The 20,111-nt window shown below is 71.8% G+C and carries 20 protein-coding genes; 7 read left to right on the plus strand and 13 right to left on the minus strand.

Translation table 11 applies throughout. The annotated features are described in order from the left end of the window. Positions 1–18: 18 nt before the first annotated feature. The 3 genes from ACWD4A_RS02470 to ACWD4A_RS02480 all read right to left on the minus strand — a co-directional run bounded on the left by ACWD4A_RS02470 (position 19) and on the right by ACWD4A_RS02480 (position 1,582). Entirely contained in the window at positions 19–390 is a 372-nt protein-coding gene (locus tag ACWD4A_RS02470) for a toxin Doc (protein ID WP_451188316.1), read from the minus strand. Then, the gene (locus tag ACWD4A_RS02475; RefSeq protein WP_451188319.1) at positions 390–620 is read right to left on the minus strand and encodes a hypothetical protein; all 231 of its coding nucleotides are present in this window, start codon (positions 618–620) and stop codon (positions 390–392) included. Before ACWD4A_RS02475 ends, ACWD4A_RS02470 begins: the two co-directional genes overlap by 1 nt. A 95-nt stretch (positions 621–715) precedes the next feature. Further along, positions 716–1,582 carry an EamA family transporter gene (locus tag ACWD4A_RS02480; RefSeq protein WP_451188322.1) on the minus strand — a complete coding sequence of 289 codons (867 nt, stop codon included), beginning with the start codon at positions 1,580–1,582 and terminating at the stop codon, positions 716–718. Between the two features lie 117 nt (positions 1,583–1,699). On the opposite strand from ACWD4A_RS02480, the gene ACWD4A_RS02485 reads away from it, so the two are divergent. Then, positions 1,700–2,272, plus strand: coding sequence for a helix-turn-helix domain-containing protein (locus tag ACWD4A_RS02485; RefSeq protein WP_451188325.1), 573 nt, complete (start codon positions 1,700–1,702; stop codon positions 2,270–2,272). Between the two features lie 78 nt (positions 2,273–2,350). Here the strand turns inward: ACWD4A_RS02485 and ACWD4A_RS02490 are convergent, their stop codons facing one another. After that, positions 2,351–2,758 (minus strand): CoA-binding protein, encoded by a 408-nt coding sequence (locus ACWD4A_RS02490; protein ID WP_451188328.1) that lies wholly within the window; start codon positions 2,756–2,758, stop codon positions 2,351–2,353. Between the two features lie 59 nt (positions 2,759–2,817). Between ACWD4A_RS02490 and ACWD4A_RS02495 the strand changes: the two genes are divergently transcribed. Beyond that, positions 2,818–3,444, plus strand: coding sequence for a YigZ family protein (locus ACWD4A_RS02495; protein WP_451188331.1), 627 nt, complete (start codon positions 2,818–2,820; stop codon positions 3,442–3,444). 42 nt (positions 3,445–3,486) lie between these two features. Here the strand turns inward: ACWD4A_RS02495 and ACWD4A_RS02500 are convergent, their stop codons facing one another. The 4 genes from ACWD4A_RS02500 to ACWD4A_RS02515 form a co-directional block, all read right to left on the minus strand. Continuing rightward, entirely contained in the window at positions 3,487–4,380 is an 894-nt protein-coding gene (locus ACWD4A_RS02500) for a polysaccharide deacetylase family protein (RefSeq protein ID WP_451188334.1), read from the minus strand. 145 nt (positions 4,381–4,525) lie between these two features. After that, positions 4,526–6,001, minus strand: a complete 1,476-nt coding sequence (locus tag ACWD4A_RS02505) for a pyridoxal phosphate-dependent aminotransferase (protein WP_451188337.1) — start codon at positions 5,999–6,001, stop codon at positions 4,526–4,528. 104 nt (positions 6,002–6,105) lie between these two features. Then, a complete protein-coding gene (locus tag ACWD4A_RS02510; RefSeq protein WP_451188339.1) occupies positions 6,106–6,480 on the minus strand; it encodes a hypothetical protein in 375 nt (124 codons plus the stop codon). Between the two features lie 100 nt (positions 6,481–6,580). Further along, positions 6,581–7,018, minus strand: a complete 438-nt coding sequence (locus ACWD4A_RS02515; RefSeq protein WP_451188476.1) for a roadblock/LC7 domain-containing protein — start codon at positions 7,016–7,018, stop codon at positions 6,581–6,583. Positions 7,019–7,299: 281 nt separating this feature from the next. Between ACWD4A_RS02515 and ACWD4A_RS02520 the strand changes: the two genes are divergently transcribed. The 4 genes from ACWD4A_RS02520 (at position 7,300) to ACWD4A_RS02535 (ending at position 14,786) form a co-directional block, all read left to right on the plus strand. Then, entirely contained in the window at positions 7,300–8,466 is a 1,167-nt protein-coding gene (locus ACWD4A_RS02520) for an exonuclease SbcCD subunit D (RefSeq protein WP_451188341.1), read from the plus strand. Further along, positions 8,463–11,507 (plus strand): AAA family ATPase, encoded by a 3,045-nt coding sequence (locus ACWD4A_RS02525; RefSeq protein WP_451188344.1) that lies wholly within the window; start codon positions 8,463–8,465, stop codon positions 11,505–11,507. Before ACWD4A_RS02520 ends, ACWD4A_RS02525 begins: the two co-directional genes overlap by 4 nt. Positions 11,508–12,045: 538 nt before the next feature. Beyond that, a complete protein-coding gene (locus ACWD4A_RS02530) occupies positions 12,046–13,392 on the plus strand; it encodes a radical SAM protein (protein ID WP_451188346.1) in 1,347 nt (448 codons plus the stop codon). 8 nt (positions 13,393–13,400) lie between these two features. Beyond that, on the plus strand, positions 13,401–14,786 hold the full coding sequence (locus tag ACWD4A_RS02535; protein ID WP_451188349.1) for an MFS transporter: 1,386 nt from the start codon (positions 13,401–13,403) through the stop codon (positions 14,784–14,786). Between the two features lie 18 nt (positions 14,787–14,804). On the opposite strand, the gene ACWD4A_RS02540 is transcribed toward ACWD4A_RS02535, so the two are convergent. From ACWD4A_RS02540 to ACWD4A_RS02550, 3 genes are all read right to left on the minus strand, one after another. After that, positions 14,805–15,284: a hypothetical protein gene (locus ACWD4A_RS02540; protein ID WP_451188352.1), complete on the minus strand. Its 480-nt coding sequence runs from the start codon at positions 15,282–15,284 to the stop codon at positions 14,805–14,807. After that, positions 15,281–15,619 (minus strand): hypothetical protein, encoded by a 339-nt coding sequence (locus tag ACWD4A_RS02545; protein WP_451188355.1) that lies wholly within the window; start codon positions 15,617–15,619, stop codon positions 15,281–15,283. Before ACWD4A_RS02545 ends, ACWD4A_RS02540 begins: the two co-directional genes overlap by 4 nt. Positions 15,620–16,209: 590 nt before the next feature. Further along, positions 16,210–17,469 (minus strand): helix-turn-helix domain-containing protein, encoded by a 1,260-nt coding sequence (locus ACWD4A_RS02550; RefSeq protein WP_451188357.1) that lies wholly within the window; start codon positions 17,467–17,469, stop codon positions 16,210–16,212. Between the two features lie 83 nt (positions 17,470–17,552). Between ACWD4A_RS02550 and ACWD4A_RS02555 the strand changes: the two genes are divergently transcribed. Continuing rightward, positions 17,553–18,251 (plus strand): HAD family hydrolase, encoded by a 699-nt coding sequence (locus ACWD4A_RS02555; protein WP_451188359.1) that lies wholly within the window; start codon positions 17,553–17,555, stop codon positions 18,249–18,251. A 74-nt stretch (positions 18,252–18,325) separates the two neighbouring features. Here ACWD4A_RS02555 and ACWD4A_RS02560 read toward each other — a convergent pair whose 3' ends face one another. Then, a complete protein-coding gene (locus ACWD4A_RS02560; protein WP_451188362.1) occupies positions 18,326–19,246 on the minus strand; it encodes a glycoside hydrolase family 25 protein in 921 nt (306 codons plus the stop codon). A 102-nt stretch (positions 19,247–19,348) separates the two neighbouring features. Beyond that, positions 19,349–20,089 (minus strand): acyltransferase, encoded by a 741-nt coding sequence (locus ACWD4A_RS02565; protein ID WP_451188365.1) that lies wholly within the window; start codon positions 20,087–20,089, stop codon positions 19,349–19,351. Positions 20,090–20,111: the final 22 nt, after the last annotated feature.

A 20,111-nucleotide genomic window follows, 5' to 3' on the forward strand; every position in this document is an offset into this window, starting at 1 on the left:
CCCCCGGGCCCGCCCCCGTCAGATGCGCCAGGTGCGGATGCGGTCGGCGCACTCGTAGACGTCGACGCGGTACTCCTTGATGTCGCGGGCGAGGTCCACTATGGACCCGTAGGGCGGGTCGATACCCTCGCCCGCGGCGGCCATGTAGGCGACGACGACCATGCAGGCGTAGAGGCTGCTGCGCACCGGCAGCGGCTGGAGCCGGACCAGGGTGTGCATCAGGGCGGCGGCGCGCCAGGCGGCGTCGGGCTCGTGGTCGAACTTCGCGACGTCGAAGGCGTGCCGGGAGACCGCGGCTTCGAGGGCGGTGTAGTCGTGGACGGCGGGCTCTTCGTACAGCTTCTGCTCCTGTACGCCCAGGAGCCAGGGCAGATCGATGAGCAGCGTCATCAGGCAGCCGCACCGCCCTCGGACTGAGGGGCCTCCTCGGGGAAGGCGGCGTCGAATTCCGCTATGTGTTCGTTCCAGAACTTGGCGGCACGCTCGACGAAGCGGCGTCGCTGCTGTTCGCGCACGGAGAGATCGTGCACATACGCCTTGATGCTCTTCCCGTCGGCGGCGGCGGCCTCACGGATCGCCGCGAGCTCCTCATCCGTGAATTCAATGCTGAGAGCCGGCATGGCTCCACGGTACCGGCCGGATACCGGCCACGGCAGGGTCCGGTCACGGCCGGTCCGTGTCGGACACACCTTGTCCTCCGGGCGCCGCCGGGCGGTCAGCCCGCGGCGAGCAGCACCGTGCCCACCAGCGCCAGCCCGGCACCGGCCGCCTGCACCGTGCGCAGCCGTTCGCTGAGTACGCCCCGGGCGGCCAGCGCGGTCACCACCGGGTAGAGGGAGGCGAGCACCGCGGCGACGGTCACCGGCCCGCTCCGCGCGGCCAGGTTGTACGTGCCGTTCGCCGCCACGTCCGCGAGTCCGACGAAGGCCAGCGCGGGCAGCGCGGCCCGCAGCGCCCCGAACCCCCCGGCCGGGAGGACCGTGTCGCCGCGCCGCACGGACGCCCAGAGCGCGGTGCCGCCCACCAGGACGTTGCAGACGCGCTGGACGAAGAGCGCGAGGAAGAGCCCGGTCAGCGTGGTCGACGCCTCCGCGATCAGGGCCATGACCGCGCCGAAGCCGAGGGCGGCGCCCAGGGTGAGCACCAGCGTCTGCCGCTGGACGGGCGCGCCGCCGCGCGCCGGGCCGCTGGAGAGGACGACCCCGCCGACGGCCACCGCGATCCCGGCGAACTGGAGGAATCCGGGCCGCTCTCCGACGGCGATGCCGACACCGACCGGGACCGCGACGCCGCCGAGCGCGCCGAGGGGCGCGACGACGCCCATCGGCCCGAGGGCCAGCGCGCGGTAGAAGGCGAGCATCGCCGCCGGGCCGATCAGGCCGGCGGCCGCCGCGAACCACAGCCGGGGCCCGGTCTCGGTCCAGCCGCCGGTGGCGACGACGACCGCGCCCAGCACGCCGACGGCCAGCAGCTGGGAGACGAGGACCACCGTCAGGGCGGGGATGCGGCGGGTGAGCAGCCCGCCGCCGAAGTCGGCCAGCCCCCAGAGGAGACTGGTGGTCAAGGCGAAGACCGCTGTCATGGAAGAGACCTCGCAGTACAGTGTGCTGAACAGTGCAGTACAGCGCACCGTAGTGCAATACATTCGACCACGCCAAGAAGATATTGAACTTAGGGACTCAGGGGAAGACTGGAGACGGTGACGGACCTCGATCAGCTCACACAGTCGCTCGCCCGCAACCTCAAGCGCTGGCGCGGCGAGCGCCACCTCACCCTGGACGCCCTGGCGGCCCGCTCGGGGGTCAGCCGCGGCATGATCATCCAGATCGAGCAGGCCCGCACCAATCCCAGCGTCGGGACGACCGTGAAGCTCGCCGACGCGCTCGGCGTCAGCATCACCACCCTCCTGGACCAGGAACGGGGAGCACGGGTCCGGCTGGTGCCCGGGGGCGAGGCGGTGCGCATGTGGTCGACGGCGGCGGGCAGCCACACCACGCTGCTCGTCGGCGCCCAGGGCCGGGGGCCGCTGGAGCTGTGGGACTGGCGCATCGTCCCCGGCGAGAGCAACGACTCGGACCCCCATCCGCCCGGCACGGTCGAGCTGCTCACGGTGACGGCCGGTGAGCTCACGCTCGTCGTGGACGGCGAGGAGTACGCCGTACCCGCCGGGACCTCCGCGACCTTCGACGGCGCGGTCCCGCACACCTACCGCAACAGCGGCACGGAGGACGTGACGATGACCATGGCGGTGGCCGTCGCCCCCGCCCACTGACCCCGCCCACCGACCCCGTACCGGTGGCCCCGTACCGGTGACGGCCCGGCGCCGTTGGTGCGCCGGGCCGTCGCCGCGTCAGCGGAGGCGGGGTATCTCGATCGCCGGGCAGCGGTCCATGACCATGTCCAGGCCCGCCGCGCGCGTGCGCTCGTAGGCCTCCTCGTCGACGACGCCCAGCTGGAACCAGACCGCCTTGGCGCCGATCGCCACCGCCTCGTCCGCGATCCCGCCCGCCAGCCCGCTGTTGACGAACACGTCCACCACGTCGACCGGGAACGGGATCTCCGCCAGGGAGGCGTAGCCCTGCTCGCCGTGGACCGTCTCGCCTCTGGGATGGACGGGCACGATGCGCTTGCCGTGACGCTGCAGCACCCCGGCGACGCCGTACGCCGCCCGGTCCTGATTGGCCGACAGACCGACGACCGCCCAGGTGTCGCCGGTCTCTTCGATGATCTTGCGGATGACCCCCGCCTCTGCATACATGACCCCCTCAACGAGCATCCCCGGCGGACCATTCCCGGCGTTGCGCATAGGGTTACGGGATGCACGACCAGTACCGGACAGTGGCGCGCGAGGGCGTGCACGAGATCGAGATCAGCAAGTCGCGCTTCATCTGCGCGCTCGCGCCCGCCGCGACCGAGGAGGAGGCGCAGGCGTTCATCGCGCGCGTCCGCAAGGAGCACCCCACCGCGCGCCACAACTGCTTCGCCTACGTGCTCGGCGCCGACGGCTCCGTCCAGAAGGCGAGCGACGACGGGGAGCCCGGCGGTACGGCGGGCGTGCCCATGCTGCAGATGCTGGTGCGCCGCGAGGTCCGTTACGTGGTCGCCGTCGTCACCCGCTACTTCGGCGGGATCAAGCTCGGCGCGGGCGGGCTGATCCGCGCGTACGGCGGTGTCGTCGGCGAGGCACTCGACGCCGTCGGCACGGTCACCCGGCAGCGCTTCCGGCTGGCCACCGTCACCGTCGGCCACCAGCGGGCGGGCCGGCTGGAGAACGACCTGCGGGCCACCGGGCGGGCCGTGCGCGGGGTGACCTACGGGGCCGACGTGCGGATCGAGGTCGGGCTGCCCGAGGCCGAAGTCGAGGGCTTCCGGGCCTGGTTGGCCGATACCACGGCGGGCACGGCGGGCCTCGAACTCGGCGGCGAGGCGTACGGCGACGCCTGAGACGCCCCGCCGGCGCGCGCCCCGCCCGTACCGCCCGTACCGTCAGACGTAGTCCTCCAGCCGGGCCAGCGCGAAGCCCTGCTCGGTCGCCGCGCGCAGGACCGTGCGCAGCATGTCCGGCATGGTGGCGTTCCACGCCTGGGGGCCGTTGAAGTGGGTGAGGATGATGTCGCCGGGGTGGAAGTGCGGGTCGTCCTCGCGCCAGTCGATCCGGTCGGGGAACGCCTCCTCGTTCCACAGCGGCGCGGCGCGGGCCCCGCACTCCTCGGCGGCGGCGAGGGTGCTCGCGTCGAAGTCGCCGTAGGGCGGGCGGAAGAGCCACGGGCGGACGCCGATCTCGTTCTGCAGGATGTCCTGCTGGCCGCAGATCTCCACGCGCTCCTCGTCCTCCGGGATCGTGATCATCTGCGGGTGGTGCAGGGTGTGGTTCTGGATGGACGCGCCGAGCCCGTGCAGGTCGCGGAAGTAGCCGTAGTCGTCGGCCGCCGACTCGTCGGTGAGGAAGGCCGTGACCGGGACGTTCAGGTCCTTGAGCATCTGAAGGAACGAGTGGTCCTTCGCGGCGCCGTCGTCGATCGTCAGGAAGACCACCTTCTCGGTGGTCGGCACGCCCGCGAACACGGGTATCAGCCCCGGCCCCTGGTCCGCCCATTCCGGCGTGGTCAGCTGCGGTTTGACCTTGGGCGGGGGCGGGGCCACGAGGGGCGGCCGGTCGAGCCCCCACTTCTGCGCGGCGGCCAGCCGCTGTTCCCGCGTCTGGTTCTGCGCCCGGTCCGGGCCCGCCTGCGCGTGCGCGTCGTCGTGGGTCTCGGTGGCGGGCAGCTCCCAGCTGGCGCACGCGGTGCCGCCGACGAGGAGCAGGGAGGCGGTCAGCAGCAGGCCGGCGGCCCTGCCGCCGCGGCGCCGGGCCGAACGGGTGGAGCATATGAATCGCATATTCCGGATCCTGGCAGCGCCGTCCGGCGGCCGCGCGCCCGGTTACGCCAACGGGGCCCGAGCACCGCGGCGGATTCCGCCGGCCGGCGCCGTCCGCCCCGCCCGCGGTGCGCGGACGGGACGGACGGGGCGGGTGCCCGGTGCGTCAGGCGCGCCGCCCGAGCAGGTCGAGGGCCTCCCCGAGGCGCTGGACCGCCTCGACGACGGTCGGGGTCCCGAAGGCCGTGAAGCACAGCCGGAAGTAGCCCGGTTCGGGGCAGGACAGGGTCTGGCCCGGGAGCAGCAGCACATTGGCCTGCTCGGCGATGTAGCGGCGCAGCCACTCCTCCGCGCTGCTGATGTCGGAGAACAGCACCGGCAGGCCGCTCGCCCCGGGCTTGCCGGTCTCCGTGGCGAGCCGCTCCGGGACGCGCTCGGCGTCGGGGAAGTGCGGCCCGAGCCCGTAGGGGATCTCCTGGGCGTCGCGCGGCAGCCAGTCGCGCAGGTCGAGCCAGAAGAACTGCGCGGAGTTGGCGCCCTCGCGGTGGAGGTACGGGACCTTCGCCGTGTCGAGGGCGGTCCGTACGGTCCGGAACGCGGTGGTGAGGACGGAGCGGTACTGCTCCATCAGGGCGAGCGCGTAGCTCCTGCCGTCCTCACGGACGGCCAGCAGTTCACCGATGACGAAGTGCTTGAGCGAGTCGAAGGGGCTGAACCAGGAGGAGGTCTCCCGGGTCGGAGTGCCCTTCATCGCCTCCTGGACCGCCGGCGACCTGGAGATCACGACGCCGGCCTTGAACCCGGAGAGGCCGAAGTCCTTGGCGAATCCCCACACCACGTGGACCCGGTCCTTCGCCGCCTCCAGCCGGTAGGCGTCCAGCGCCAGCGCGCTGACGAACGGCGGCGCGGCGTCGGTGAGTTGGGAGTGGGCGTACATCTCGTCGGAGATGATGTGCATCTCCGTCTCCTCCAGCGCCCAGTGGTGGATCCGCTCCAGGAGCTCCTTGTCGTAGTTGACGCCGAGCGGGTTGTTGGGGTTGGTGAGGACGAGGAGCCTGGGCGGCTCCGGCTGCTGGTGGTACGCGCGCTGGAGGTCCTCCAGCGTGAGCTCGAACCGTCCCGCCCCCTTGGCGGTGAGGGCCACGGGCACGCAGACGAGCTCGGGCCGTTGCTCGAAACACCACTTGAAGCCCTGCCAGAACGGGGCGGGCAGCAGCACCCGGTCCCCGCTCCGCAGGGGGTTGTCCTTCCGGTCCTTCAGCGCGAAGGCGAGGCACTCCAGCGCGGCCGACACCCCGGACGTGCCGAAGATGTCGTCGTGGTCGAGGGACGGGGAGAGGACCGGGCGCAGCATCTCCCCGATCTCCAGACGCAGATGGTCGGTTCCGTAGGCCGTCGCGTAGCGGACGTTCTCCTCCGCGATGGTGCCGAGCTTCGCGAAGACGTGTTCCCGCAGCGACGGGTAGAGGAGCACGTTCTCCGCGGTGGCGAGGTTGAGGGCGTCCGGGAAGAGGTCGGCGTGGGCGGCCAGGCGGCGCTCGGGGTCGGCGATCGCGGCGAGCAGGCCGGTGATCTGGTCCGGGGTGCGGGCGGCGCCCTTCGCGCTCTTCGCGTCCTTCGCGTTCTTCGCATGCGAAACCATGGGTTTCCTCCCTTTGCGGGTGTTTCCACCGAGGGGGACGATTCTTCGCGCCGCACGCGGACGACGACAGGGCGCCGACCGGCCAAGGTCACCGGCCCGGGGGCTCAGACCTCCAGATCCGTCTCTATGCGCTTCAACTGGTGGCGGGCCATCGCCAGATTGGCCCGCTGGGAGTCGAGCACGAGGTAGAGGAAGAGTCCGTTGCCGCCACGACCGGTGAGCAGCCGTATCAGGTGGTACTGGGAGCCGAGGGTGATGAGGATGTCCTCGATCCGGTCCTGGAGATTGAGCATTTCCATGGCCCGCAACTTGGCCCGCACCACATCGGTGTTGGCCGCCGCGGCGACATTGAGGTCCAGCGACTGGGATCCGCCGAGGGTGCCGAGCGCCATGCCGCTGCCGTAATCGACGAGCGCCGCCCCGAGGGCCCCCTCGATCGAGCTCATCGCGTCCTTCAGTGCCATTTCGGTGTTCGCCATGACAATTCCGTTCCGCTTTCGCTGTCGGTGATGCTTTCGCTGTCGGTGTGGTGCCGGCGGTGCTGGATGCGGTACTGGATGAAGGCGTGCGGGCGTACGGTCACGCCTGCCGTCGGCGCTCCATCGCGCCGTCGATCAGCGCGGCGATGCGGGGGCAGGCCCTGCGGGCCTCCAGGTTCAGCCGCCCCACATTGGCGTCGGCGGCGGCCAGCAGCGTGAGCACGCTGGAGGACCCGGCCGCGTAGGTGGCCACATAGCCGAACTCGCCGCCGACCAGCAGCTCACGGAAGCCGCCGTGGCCCACGGCGTCCGTCAGCCGGGCGCCCACCCCCAGCGCCGCGGCGGTCAGCGCGGCCACCCCGTCGGGTTCCGCGCCGGGCAGAAGGTGCGCGATCACCAGTCCGTCCGTGCTCGCCACCAGCGAACCGGTCAGATGCGGTACGCGGACGCGTAACTCCTGGAGCTCCGCGAGCACTTCGGGTGGAGCGGACGTCATCGACTGTCTCCTTCCGGCGAACTGCCTCAAGGCACGCCTCATCATGGGATCGGTCGGGATTCGCGGCTGCACGGCACGGTCACATTCCTCTCGGGCCCATGGGCGATTACCAGTGGCGTGTCCGTTGCGACGGAAGGTAACCGATCGCGGGGGCGTGACGGGAGAGTTTCGGCATTTCCCGCTGGCACATGTACGCGATGTCCGACCCGGGTGCGAAAATGGCCGGGGCGGCACCGGCCGGGGGCGGCCAGGGCGGGACGATCGGCGCGGGATGCCTACCCCAGAGCTGGAGGAATGAAAGACATGCAGGTCGGAGTCGCGACATGAGAATGCTGCACACCTCCGACTGGCACCTCGGGCGGTCCTTTCACCGCATGAGCCTGCTCCGGGCGCAGCGGGAGTTCATCGATCACCTCGTGGCCGCCGTCCGCGAGCACGAGGTCGACGTCGTGCTCGTCGCCGGGGACGTCTACGACCGCGCGGTGCCGCCGCTCGCCGCCGTCGAGCTGTTCGACGAGGCCCTGCACCGGCTGGCCGAGGCCGGGGTGCCCACCGTGATGATCTCCGGCAACCACGACTCGCCCCGCCGCCTCGGCGTGGGCGCCGGGCTGATCGGGTTGGCCGGAATACATCTGCGCACCGACCCGGCGGCTTGCGGCACCCCCGTCGTCCTCGCCGACGAGCACGGCGACGTCGCCTTCTACGGCCTGCCCTATCTGGAGCCCGCCCTGGTGCGCGAGAAGCTCGGCATTCCGCGCGGCGGGCACGGGGCCGTGCTGACGGCCGCCATGGAGCGGGTCAGGGCCGATCTCGCGGCGCGGCCCGCCGGTACCCGGTCCGTCGTCCTCGCCCACGCCTTCGTCGCGGGCGGCGCCGGCAGCGACAGCGAGCGGGACATCACGGTGGGCGGGGTCGCCTCCGTGTCCCCGGCCGTCTTCGACGGCGTCGACTACGCCGCCCTCGGTCACCTCCACGGCTGCCAGAGCATCACCGAGCGGGTCCGCTACTCCGGCTCCCCGCTCGCCTACTCCTTCTCCGAGGCCGACCACCGCAAGACCATGTGGCTCGTCGACCTCGGCGCCGACGGGGCCGTGACCGCCGAGCGGCTCGACTGCCCCGTACCGCGCCCGCTCGCCCGTATCCGCGGCCGCCTCGACGAGCTGCTGGAGGACCCGCGCCTCGGCCGGCACGAGCAGGCGTGGGTCGAGGCCACCCTCACCGACCCGCACCGGCCCGACGAGCCCATGGCCCGCCTCGCCCGGCGCTTCCCGCACGTGGTGAGCCTCGTCCTCGACCCGGACCGGGCGCCGGAGGACCCCCTCGCCTCGTACGCCCAGCGGCTCCGCGACCGCACCGACCACCAGATCGCCGAGGACTTCGTGGCGCACGTGCGCGGCGGCCGGGGTCCCGACGCCGCCGAGCGCGTGGTGCTGACCGGTGCCCTCGACTCCGTACGGCTGGCGGAGGCCGTCGACGAGGAGGCCCGATGAGGCTGCACCGGCTCACGATCGACGCCTTCGGCCCCTTCGGCACCGCCCAGCACATCGACTTCGACGAGCTGTCGGCCGCGGGGCTCTTCCTGCTGCACGGGCCCACCGGCGCGGGCAAGACCTCCGTCCTCGACGCGGTCTGCTACGCCCTCTACGGCGGGGTGCCCGGCGCCCGGCAGGGCAGCGGCCTCGCCCTGCGCAGCGACCACGCCGACCCCGACACCGTCACCCGGGTGACCCTCGACCTCACCGTCGGCGGCAGGCGGCTGGAGATCACCCGGCTGCCCGAGCAGCTCCGCCCGAAGAAGCGGGGCGAGGGGTTCATCCGCGAGCGGGCCCAGAGCGAGCTGCGCGAGCGCGGCGACGACGGGCAGTGGCAGGGCCTCAGCCGCTCCCACCAGGAGATCGGCGAGGAGATCGGCCAGTTGCTCGGCATGAGCCGGGAGCAGTTCTGCCAGGTCGTGCTGCTGGCGCAGGGCGACTTCGCCCGTTTCCTGCGCGCCGAGGACACCGCCCGCGGCAAGCTGCTGGGCAAGCTCTTCGACACCAGCCGCTTCGCCGCCGTCGAGGAGCACCTCGCCGAGCTGCGCCGGGGCGCCGAGAAGCGGGTCCACGCCGGGGACGAGCAGCTCCTCGCCCTCCTCCACCGGATGCGGCAGGCCGTGGGCGATCCCTCGCTGCCCGCCCCCGCGGCCGTGCCGGAACAGCGCGCCTCCTCCCGTACGGCCGGGGCGCCCCTGTCCCCCGGCGACGCCGGGCTCGTCGAGGCCGTGCTGCGATGGGCGGCGCTGGCCCGGTCGAGCGCGCGGGAGCGGTACGACATCGCGGCCGTGGCCCTGCGCACCGCCGAGGGCGCCCACGGCGCGGCGCAGCGGCACGCCGAGGCCACTCGCGAACTGGCCGCGCTGCAGCGCAGGCACGCGGCGGCCCGGCAGCGGGCCGCCGAGATCGACGGGCACCGCGCCGAGCGCGAGCGGCTCGGCGAGCGTCTGGAGCGGGCCCGGGACGCGGCGGCCGTGGCCCCCGCCCTGGAGCTGTCCGACGAGGCCGGGCGCGCCCACCGCGCGGCGGCGGCCGCCGAGCGGAAGGCCCGCGGTCTGCTGCCCGCCGTCCACCGGGACGCCGGCGCGGACGGGCTCGCCGCCCTGGAGCGGAAGCAGCGCGAGGAGCTGGGCGGGCTGGCCGCCGCCCGGCGGGCCGAGCGGCGCGCCGCCGAGATCGTCGCCGAGCGGGCGGCCCTGGAGCGCGAGGCCCGCGCCGACGAGGAGGCCCGCGCCGAGGCCGCCGAGTGGCTCGCCGGCTGGGAGTCCCTGCACGCCCGTCACCAGCGGCGCGTCGAGGATGCCCAGGAGGCGGTCACCCGCGCCGCCCGGCTGGAGGGCGAGCTGGCTCCGGCCCGGCGCCGTCTGGAGTTCGCGCGGGAGCGCGACCGGCTGGCGGGCCGGGCCGACGAGGCCGGGGCCCGGCTGCTCGGCGCCCGCGAGGACGCCACCGCAGCCCGCGAGCGCTGGCTCGATCTCAGGGAGCGCCGCCTGCTCGGTATCGCGGCCGAGCTCGCGGCCGGACTCGGGCCGGGCGAGGCCTGCAAGGTGTGCGGGGCCGTCGAGCACCCCGCCCCCGCCCGCACCGCGGCGGGCCACGTCGACCGCGCCGACGAGGAGCGGGCCCTCGACGCCGCCCAGCACGCCGACGCGGCCCGCGAGCGCGCCGAGCGGGAACTCCAGACGCTGGGCGACGGCCTCGCGCACGCTCGGGCCGAGGCGGGCGAGGCGACCGTCGCCGAACTGGCCGCGGCCGCCGAGGACGTCCGCCGTTCCTTCGCCGAGGCCCGCGCGGCGGGGGCCAGGGCCCACGCCGCCCGGGAGGCCCTGGAGAGCGCCGAGCGGGAGTACGAGCGCAGGCGCGCCGGACAGCAGGCGGCGGAGCTGCGCATCACCGCCCGTACGGCTCGCGGCGAGCACCTCGACGGTGAACTGCACACCCTGGAACAGGAGTTGACCAAGGCTCGCGGCGGCGCGGAGAGCGTCACCGCGCACGCGGCGCTGCTGGAGCGCCGGGTGACCCTCCTCGCCGACGCCGCCGAGGCCGTACGGGCCGCGGAGCGCACGGCGGCCGCCCTGGAGCAGGCCGGGGCGCGGCTCGACGCGGCGGCGGCCCGCGCCGGGTTCGCCACGCCCGCCCTCGCGGCCGCCGCGGTCCTGCCGGACGCCGAACGGCAGGCGCTGCGGTACCGCCTCGACGCGTGGCGGAGCGAGGAGGCCGCCGTGGCCGCCGAGTCGGCCGACCCGCAGCTCGTGGCCGCCGCCGCGCGGCCCGCCGCCGACCCGGCCGCCGCGGACGGGCTGCTCGCCGCCGCGACCCGGCGGCTCCGCGACGCCTCCGCCGTGGAGTCCGCCGCCCGGACGCGCTGCGAGGAGCTGGACCGGCTGTCCGCGGAGGCCGCCGCCGATGTGCGCCGCCTCGCGCCGCTGCGCGCGGATCACCACCGGGTCGCCGGCCTCGCGACGCTCGTCGCGGGCACCTCCGCCCAGAACGAGCGGAAGATGCGCCTGGAGTCCTATGTGCTCGCGGCCCGGCTGGAGCAGGTCGCGGCCGCCGCGAGCGTCCGGCTGCGGAAGATGTCGTCCGGGCGTTACACCCTCGTCCACTCCGACGCCCGCACCGGCACCCGCCGTTCGGGGCTCGGGCTGCACGTCGTCGACGCCTGGACCGGGCGCGAGCGCGACACGGCGACGCTCTCCGGCGGGGAGACCTTCTTCACCTCGCTGGCCCTCGCCCTCGGGCTCGCCGACGTGGTCACGGAGGAGGCGGGCGGCGTCCGGCTGGACACCCTGTTCATCGACGAGGGCTTCGGCAGCCTCGACGAGCAGGCCCTGGACGAGGTCATGGACGTCCTGGACTCCCTGCGCGAGCGGGACCGCACGGTCGGCATCGTCAGCCATGTCGCCGACCTCCGGCAGCGCGTGCCCGCCCAGCTCCGGGTGGTCAAGGGCAGGTCGGGTTCGACCGTGCAGCACCGCACGGCCGGGGCCGGCGGCTGATCCCGCGTGGTGTCCGGCAGGCCGTGGCCGTGGAACGGCTCGCGGTTCCCGCTCTCCGGCAGGCGTGCATAGCGCCTGCCCGGCCATATGTGGCGACGCCGCCGAACAATGACATACCGACGACGCGCCGCCCGCATTCGCGGGCCGCTCCCGGGAGAGGAAGCGGGCGGTCCAATTCCGGCCGCACGGTTCCGCCCTTTGTGTCTGTTTCCGCTGTGTCCGTTTCCGCGCCTTACCCCGTCTCCCGTTCCCGTGGACTATTCAAGTCAGCCCGCCGGGCCAGGCAAGAGCCGGGATCCAATCGACGAGAGGCATGCCATGATCAAGCTGACGACGTCCAACTCCTCCTCCTATGTAGGCGAGAAGAACGGCGTCTGCGGGCACGGGTGCTGATCCGCTAGCGGAGCGGATCTCCCGCGCGGTATGCCGCGTGACGGCCTTTCACCTGTCCAGGCGTGACGCTGTCACGCGGTAGCGGAGCCTGTCGGAGGACCTCATGTCGTTGCCGGAAACGGCACCAGCGACCGCCCTTGAGCGCGTGAGCGATTACGTGCGGATGAGTGGGCGTACATATCTGCACGACGGCACTCAGCGCATGCGCATGCTGTACGCCACCCGCACGGGCTCGATGGTCTGCGTCCCGGAAGAGGCCGCGGCACGGCTGGCCGAAGGGCGGCTCGAAGGGATCGACCCCGAACTGCTGGAGGGGCTGAGAGAGATAGAGGCGGTGGTCGACGCGGGCCCGGACGCCGCGCCGGAACTGGACGTCGTACTCGCCCGCCAGCGCGCCGCCTCGGCGGACCGCGGCGCCCTCCGCTATGTCCTGCTCCCCACGACGTACTGCAACATGGGTTGCTCCTACTGCGGCCAGGAGCACACCCGGGGCCGGCTCTCGGGGCGGCACCGGGACGCGGTCGCCCGGCGCGTACTGGCGGGCATCGAGGCGCAGTCCACCCGTTCCGTGGTGGTCAGCTGGTTCGGCGCCGAGCCCATGGTCGGCTATCCGATGATCCTGGACCTGAGCGCGCGGTTCACCGCCGCGGCGCGGGACAGGGGTGTCGAGTACGTCTCCCGCATGGTGACCAACGGTTCGCTGCTCACCCTGGAAAAGCTCCGGAGGCTGCGGCGGGAATGCCAAGTGGTCAAGTTCGACATCACTTTGGACGGGCCCGCCCGCATACACGATGCCCACCGGCCGCTGCGCAACGGGAAGAAGTCCTTCGACCGCACCACGCGACTTCTGCTCGAAGCGCTGCGGGACGACGACCTCGCCGATGTGCTGTTCATTCTCCGCACCAATATAGATGTGGAGAACATGGAATGGGTCGACGAATATCTCGACACCATGGCCGGCCTGGGATTCTCCCACGAGCAGGTGCTCTTCAACCTCGCTCCGGTGTATCCCTGGGGCAACGATGTGTCACGGGTCGAGATCGACCGGCGCGTGTACGCACGTCATGAGGTCGACTGGATGCGGCGCATGAACCGGCTCGGCCTGCGTTTCACGGCCCTGCCGAACGAGCCGGAAGGCGTGCTGTGCGCCGCCGTATCCCAGTCCGTGGAGATCCACAGCAGCAGCGGCGCGATGTTCTCGTGCTCGGAATATCCTTTGGTGCCACAGCACGAAAAGGGCGGCGGCCTCGGCCTGATCGAGACGCTGCCCGTGGGCGCGCCACGCCCGCTCGGACCGTTCGACGACTGGCACGACGCCGTGGCGACCGGTGAAACGCCCTGCCACTCCTGCTACTTCTTCCCCGTCTGCGGCGGTGCCTGCCCCAAACAGTGGCGTGAGGGCGCGGTCCCCTGCCCACCGTACAAGTTCACGCTGGAGGAGCGCTTCGACCTCGTGGCCGAGATGAACGGGCTGACGCCCACGGCGTGTTGACCGACGGCATGCTGATCAACAGAAGCTTCCGGCTGCTCTGGGCAGGGCAGGCCCTCTCCCTGGTCGGCGACTACGCCTTCGGCACCGCGTTGCTGCTGTGGGTGAGCACGGAGCTGCTGCGCGGCGAGGCCTACGCCCCGGCCGTGACGGCGGGGCTGCTGACGACCATGTACGTCGCGGGGATCGTGGTCGCACCGCTCGCCGGAACCCTGGTCGACCGGTGGCACAAACAGCGGACCATGCTCCGGTCCGAGCTCTTCCGGGCCGCTGTCATCACGGGCGTGGCCCTGCTGACCTTTGCGCCCACCGGGTCCCTGCCGCCCTTGGTGCTGCCGCTCTGTCTCGGCGGGGCGCTGGCACTGACCGCCGCGGCGGCACAGTTCTTCCGCGCCTCACGATTCGTCATGATCAGCGATGTGGTGCCCGCGGAACAGCACGGCCGGGCGTTCAGCTACACCCAGACGGCTTCGGCGCTGGCGGGGATGGCCGGGCCGGCGGCGGCCGCGCCGCTGGTGATGACGTTCGGGGTGCGCTGGGTCCTCGTCTTCGACGCGCTGACCTACCTGGTGTCGTACGGGGCGATCCGGGCGGTGCGCTACAACGAGCCGGAGCGGGCAGCGCACCCGCGGGCACCGGACGGGCACGCGCCCACGGGGCGGCCCCGGGTACGGCGTGAACTGCTGTCGGCGGCACGGCTGCTGTTCGGCAACCGCGTGCTGCGGACCATCCTGACCACCGCCGCTCTGATGACCGCCGGCACCGGGGCGCTCAACACCCTGGAGGTGTACTTCGTCCCGGAGAACCTGCACGCCTCGCCCAGTTGGTTCGGGACGCTGGAGGCGCTCTTCGGCGCCGGTACGGCCGTCGGGGCGCTGCTCGGCGGACGGCTCGGCGACCGGGCCGGACACGCCCGGGTCTTCCAGGGCAGCGTGCTGCTCTTCGGGCTGCTGCTCGTCGCCTACTCACGGGCGACCGGCATCCTGACCGCCGCGGCCGTCTCGCTGCTGTTCGGACTGGCGCTCGGCGCGCTCAACGCGGTCTCGTCGCCGTTGATCATTCAGCAGAGCCCGCGCGACCATCTGGGACGGATCATGTCGGTCTTCGACCCGGTCGCCCAGCTCGCCTCGCTCGTCTCCGTCGCACTGTCCGGGGTGCTCGCGGGGACCGTGCTCGACGGCTTCCACGGGCACTGGGCGGGCATGGACTTCGGCCGTATCGACGTCGTCTTCCTGGTCGGCGGAGTGTGCACCGTGGCGACCGGCCTCTACACACTGATCGCGCTCCGGCGCACGGTGGCGCCCGCCGCACCCCCGTCACCCGTGCCCTCGGGGAGCCCACCCGGTGCGCGGGACGAGAGCCTCCCGACCCACCGGTCCGGCGATCAGGCGGGCTGACGTCCCACGGCGCAGGGGCTACCGGGGCCCGGGCCCGGAAACGCGCGCCGGGGGCACGTGATGCCCACCGGTGATCTCCGTCGCTCTTCGGACATCCTCCGGGTCGCAGAGCGACGCCGCGCTGTCCGGTGGCGTCAGGAGCCAGTGGATACCGGGTGGGCCCGTGCGGTGGGGTGGGGGTACGGCGATGCTGTGGGACGGCCCGAGGCACTCGAGGGGCGGTCTCCATTCGCGTGCGGTGCCCGGAGGGACGAGGGCGTAGTACCAGCCGTGCGATGGTTCGGCGATGACGGCGCTGGTGATCGCGGCCTTCCGGAAGGCTCTTTCGACGGCGCCGCGGTCGCCCGAACCGGCCTGTGCGTGGATCACTTCGGCGGGGATCTCGACGGCGTCGAAGAGGACGCCGGTAAGGACGTGCGCCGGGTCGCCGCGGAGCCACCAGCCTTTGGTGGGGACGAGTAGCACCTGGGAAAGCCACTTGGCGGCCGTGAGCGTCATCGGATGTCCGCGTAATGGAGGAGCGTCCTGGCCGCTCGGGCGAGCGTGAGGACGGCCGACTCCGGCGCCGGGGGCGGCCCCACGCCGACCATCCGGCTGTCGAGGAGCCGACGACCGCACGCCACCGCGACGTCCCGTACGACGTCCCCGAACTGGCCGCACGTTCTCAGCTTCTCGGCTGCGGCCGCCACGAGTGGGATCAGGGCTTCGATGACGGCGCAAAGCGTGTCTTCGAGCTCCGGCACGTCACGCTCGTCGCACGGCGCGAGTCCTTGATTGATCACGGTGACGATCGCCTCGACGTTCGTGATGTCACACGGTGGCGTGGTGGTCATGGTGTCCCCGTCTTTCGGTGGCATGCGCACGTGCAGGTGAGGGATTCGGTCCGGGGTGTGTGGGGCGGTGCCCCGATCCGGCGGATGGGGGTGGCCTTGGGGCACTTGCCGTGATGGCCGACCCGGCACTCCGCCGTGGTGTGTGAACGGGACCTTCTGATCACGGGCACGACGCATTCCGGGGGACATCAGACAGTACGGAGAGCAGTACTTGCGGGTCGACGAGGTCCCGTCCCGACGGGCAGCAGGTGAGCCAGTAGGGGCCCGGAGGGGCTGTGCGGCCTTGCCCCGGAAGCGCCAGAAAAGATCCTTGGCCCAACGCGCGGGTGCCCGGCAATGCCCAACGGGCTGCTGCGCCCACAGGTACCAGAACGTACAAGCGGCGGGCGCCCGGATCGACGACGACGCTCCCGACGGCGTCCCCGAGGCGACCGACCGCCAGCAGCCCAAGGTACCGGGGCAGACGTACGGCATCCCAGTCCCGGCCGACTGAGGTGATTCTCATGCTCGTGGTGTCCATGTCGCGTCCTCGTCGTCGGATTGCGGGTGACGACGACGCTAAGAGCCGGGATTCCGAGGAACCCGGTCTGTCAGACCGGGTTCCTCGACAGACCGGGTGGTTCGTCGGTGCCGAGACGGGCAGCAAGGTCTTCTACTTGGTGCCGATAGGTCGGCCGAACCCTTCGGCGTAGATCGCACACCATCCGCCGCGCAAGACGGCTACGGGTCAGATCCTCCGGGGCGAGCTGTTCGATGTCGAGAAGGTGGACGAGGACAGCAGCGTCTTCTCGTCTGAGGTCGTAGCACCTGGCCACATCGAGCAAGAAGGTGAACTGCCTTTCCACGGAGGGCACACGAGTGATGTCGATCTGGTCGGCGCGGCGCAGTCCCTCGCCGGCCTCCCCCGCGAGCATCTCGACACCGAGGGCGTGCAGACGGACGTTGGTCGGTCCGAAAACTGTCCACTGAATGTTGCCTTCACCGACTTTCCGTGCCCTGGCTTCGACTTTTCCTTCAAGACGCTCGCGAGCAGCCCACCAATCCCGGCGGCGTGCTGCGGCTGTCGACCGGACCAGTTCGAGGGCACCGATCAGGGCCTCACGTTCCCTACCGGAGGGGACATCGGCAAGAGCCTCGGCTGCCTGCGCCGTGACCTGCTCAGCCCCTTCCGGATTGTCCTGGGCCAAAAGCACATGGCCGAGGTTCCATTGCGCGGCAGCGATGCGCAGAGGGTCATCCGCATCTTCGGCGGCTCGGACGGCTCGGTCAGCCACGAGGAGGGAGAGATCGACTCGACCCGTGCGTCGGCAGTAAGAGCGCAGCAGCCCGTACAGGTCCGCAGCGGTACGAAGGGTCTCCCGTCGCGTTGGGATGTCAGCGCCAGAGCGGTGCACTCGTACAGCATGTTCAACATCGGCGAGCAGAGCGGGCAACAGCCGGGTGGTGTCGGTGTATCGCTGCGGTGAGGTCTGCCAGATACGCCAAGCTTCCTCAACCCGTTCGCGAAGGGCCTCCGCGGATGCCGCCCCGCATGCACTCGGGGGCGAGTAGCCCATCAGGACGTGCGCGACATCTGATGAAGTGCGCTGAGCCGGTTGCTCCGTAGGCGGTTCGGAGTCGACCAGGGCCGCGACAGGCACACCGATCTCCCGCGCCAAGGCGACGAGGACGTCCAGAGCAGGGGTCTTGCGTCCCCGTTCGATCTGTGAGAGGTAGTCCTCGGTGATCCCGCACAGCCCTGCTACGGCCGCCTGGGACCGGTTGCCGTTGCGGCGGCGCCAGTAGCGAATGCGCTCGCCCACACGGAGTTCGCTTGCCATCATCATCCCTTTGCTGGACAGCGAGTTCACCGTACGCCGTGGCTGCGGTAGCAGGCAGGCTCTCGTAGCCGATCGTGTGACAGCCTGTGGGCCAAAGCTTGGGAGGGAGCCGCATGGGCTTGCGCCGGATCGTGTTGTGGGACATCGATCACACCTTGATCGATACACGGGGAGTAGGCCGAGAACTGTCCGCTGTCGCGTTCGAGCGGACGACAGGCATGCGCATGGAGCGGCAAGCCAAGATCGACGGCATTACCGAGCCTGTGATCTTCCGGGAGACAGCCAAGCTGCACGGGCTCCGCACCGACCGCCAAGACTTCGAGCGGTTCGCCCAGGCACTTACCGAAGCACACGCGCTGAGGGCCACGGACCTACGCGAGCAGGGGCACGCCTTGCCGGGGGCCGCAGCCGTGCTGGACGCCGTGGCGGCCCAAGCGGGTTGGGAACAGAGTGTGGTGTCCGGCAATGTGCGAGCAGTAGCCGAAATCAAGCTCCAGACCTTCGGCCTTGACGGGCACATCCGCTGGGCCCTCGGAGCGTACGGCGAAGACGCCGACGAGCGCGCCGACCTCGTCCACCTGGCCCTGGAACGTGCGGGGTTGTCGGCGAAGGACGCCGTGATCGTCGACGACACCCCTGCGGGTGTCAAAGCCGGCACGGCTCACGGGGTTCGGACCGTCGCGGTCGCGACCGGGCGAAGCGGCATCGAAGATTTGAGGGCGGCCGGGGCCGACGCCGTTCTGGCCGATCTCACGGACACTTGTCGGGTCCTGGCCGCCCTTGACGGACAAAGGGAGGCTCAAGGCCGCTGATGTCGGGGTCGTGCGCGGCGTCGAGCGCCGGCTCTTGCAGTTCTGGCCTGCAGGGCTCGGCAGTTGCGCGCGACTCACCAGCTCTCCACCGCATAGGCGACACCCGCCACCGTCGTCTGAAGGCTGACCTTGACGTCGTCCGGGGCGAGCGGGACGTCGACGATGCCTCTGGCGGCGGCGAGTTCCACGGACTGGATGCTGCGCCAGCTCGTGCCGTTGTGGATGGCGACGCGGACCGTTCCCCCGGGTGACGTCGGGGCTATCTGGTCCATGCCGAGGTGGAGGCGCCGGTTCGGGTAGGCGCTCCAGGCCGTTCCGCTGGGCACCAGGACCACGGTGGGCTGGTCGCCGGGTGTGATCTGGCCGCTCTGCCATTGGGGCATGTCGTCCTCCGGGGAGGGTGGGGCGGGCTGGAAGGAGAGCGCCCAGGCGCGGAGTTCGCCGGCGCTGTCGAGACGGCAGTAGTCGCGGTCCACGCCGCCGCTGTCGCTGTACTGGTGGAACAGCCAGTCGGCGGCGATCCCGGGGGATCCGGCGCGCCGCCCGGCGGTGGCGATCCAGAGGAAGTCGCCGTAGAAGCCCGTGGTGTCGACGTTCCGCCAGTAGTCGAGGTTCGCGTACATGCCGACCGGATTGTACGGAAGGCGGCGTTTCACGTACCGCAGCCAGGTCTCCTTGTAGGCGGCCTGACGGGCGCGCGGCACACCCTGGTTGGCGTCGTCGTACCCCTCCCAGTCCAGGGTGACGAGGTCACCCGGCCGCCAGTCGACCTGGGCGAGGAAGAAGTCGGCCTCGCCGATGGGGCTGTTGGCCATGTGGGGGTAGTGGTACGCGCCCCAGACCAGGCCGTGCGCCTTGGCGTGATCGCGCTGCGCGACCCACTTCCGGTTGAGGAACGACAGGCCCTCGGTCACCTTGACGATGGCGAACGAGAGGCCGCCGACATCCGGGGCCGAGGATTGGTAGTCGGCCCAGTCCTGTCCCCATATGCCCATGCCGGTCCTCCTCACAAGCCGGGCGGCCGACCGGCTGTGCGCCCAGCATCGGCCCGGTCGGCGCGGTTGCCCATACCCTCGGCGGCCCGGACCTCGCCGCGGTCACTGCTCCAGGGACAGGAGCTGCTCCGGAGTGACCCCTTCCGGGATCGGCACCGGTGCCGGGGTGCGCAGCGGGGGGATCCAGCCCGCTTCGGGGTCCCAGTGGCGGACCACCTTCGCCGGGGCGCCCGCCACCACGGAGTGGTCCGGGAACTCGCCGCGGACGACCGCGCCCGCCGCGACGACGACGTTCCGGCCGAGCCGCGCCCCCGGGAGGATCACCGCGCCGGTGCCCAGCCAGCTGCCCGACCCGATGGTGACGGGCGCGCTGCGCGGCCACTGGCGGCCTATGGGCTGGTCGGGGTCGTCGTAGGAGTGGTTGTCGCTGGTGACGTAGACGTACGGGCCGCAGAACACGTCGTCGCCGAAGGTCACCGGCTGGGAGGCCACGACGTGGCTGCCCCGGCCGAGCACCACGCCGTTGCCGAGGCGCAGCACGGGTTCGGGCCCGAGGTCGAGGCCGGGCATCATGCCCGCGGTCAGGGTGACCTGTTCGCCGATGATGCAGTGGTCCCCCAGTTCGATCCACCGCTCGCCGAACACGGTGCCCAGGGGGAACGCGAGGCGGGTGGCGGTGCCGATCCTGGCGAAGCGGTACGGGCCGGGGCGGTCGGCGGTCACCGCGCCGGCCTGCTGGATCCACCGCCAGCCGCGGTGGACCGCACGCGACGCGGCGCGACGCCCCCAGGCCCTGAGGGCCGGAGGGGCGTCGAATGAGAACGTGTTCCGGTTCTTCGGCACCCGTTCACCGTACTCAGCCGGG

It is taken from the genome of Streptomyces sp. NPDC002537 (assembly GCF_053594975.1).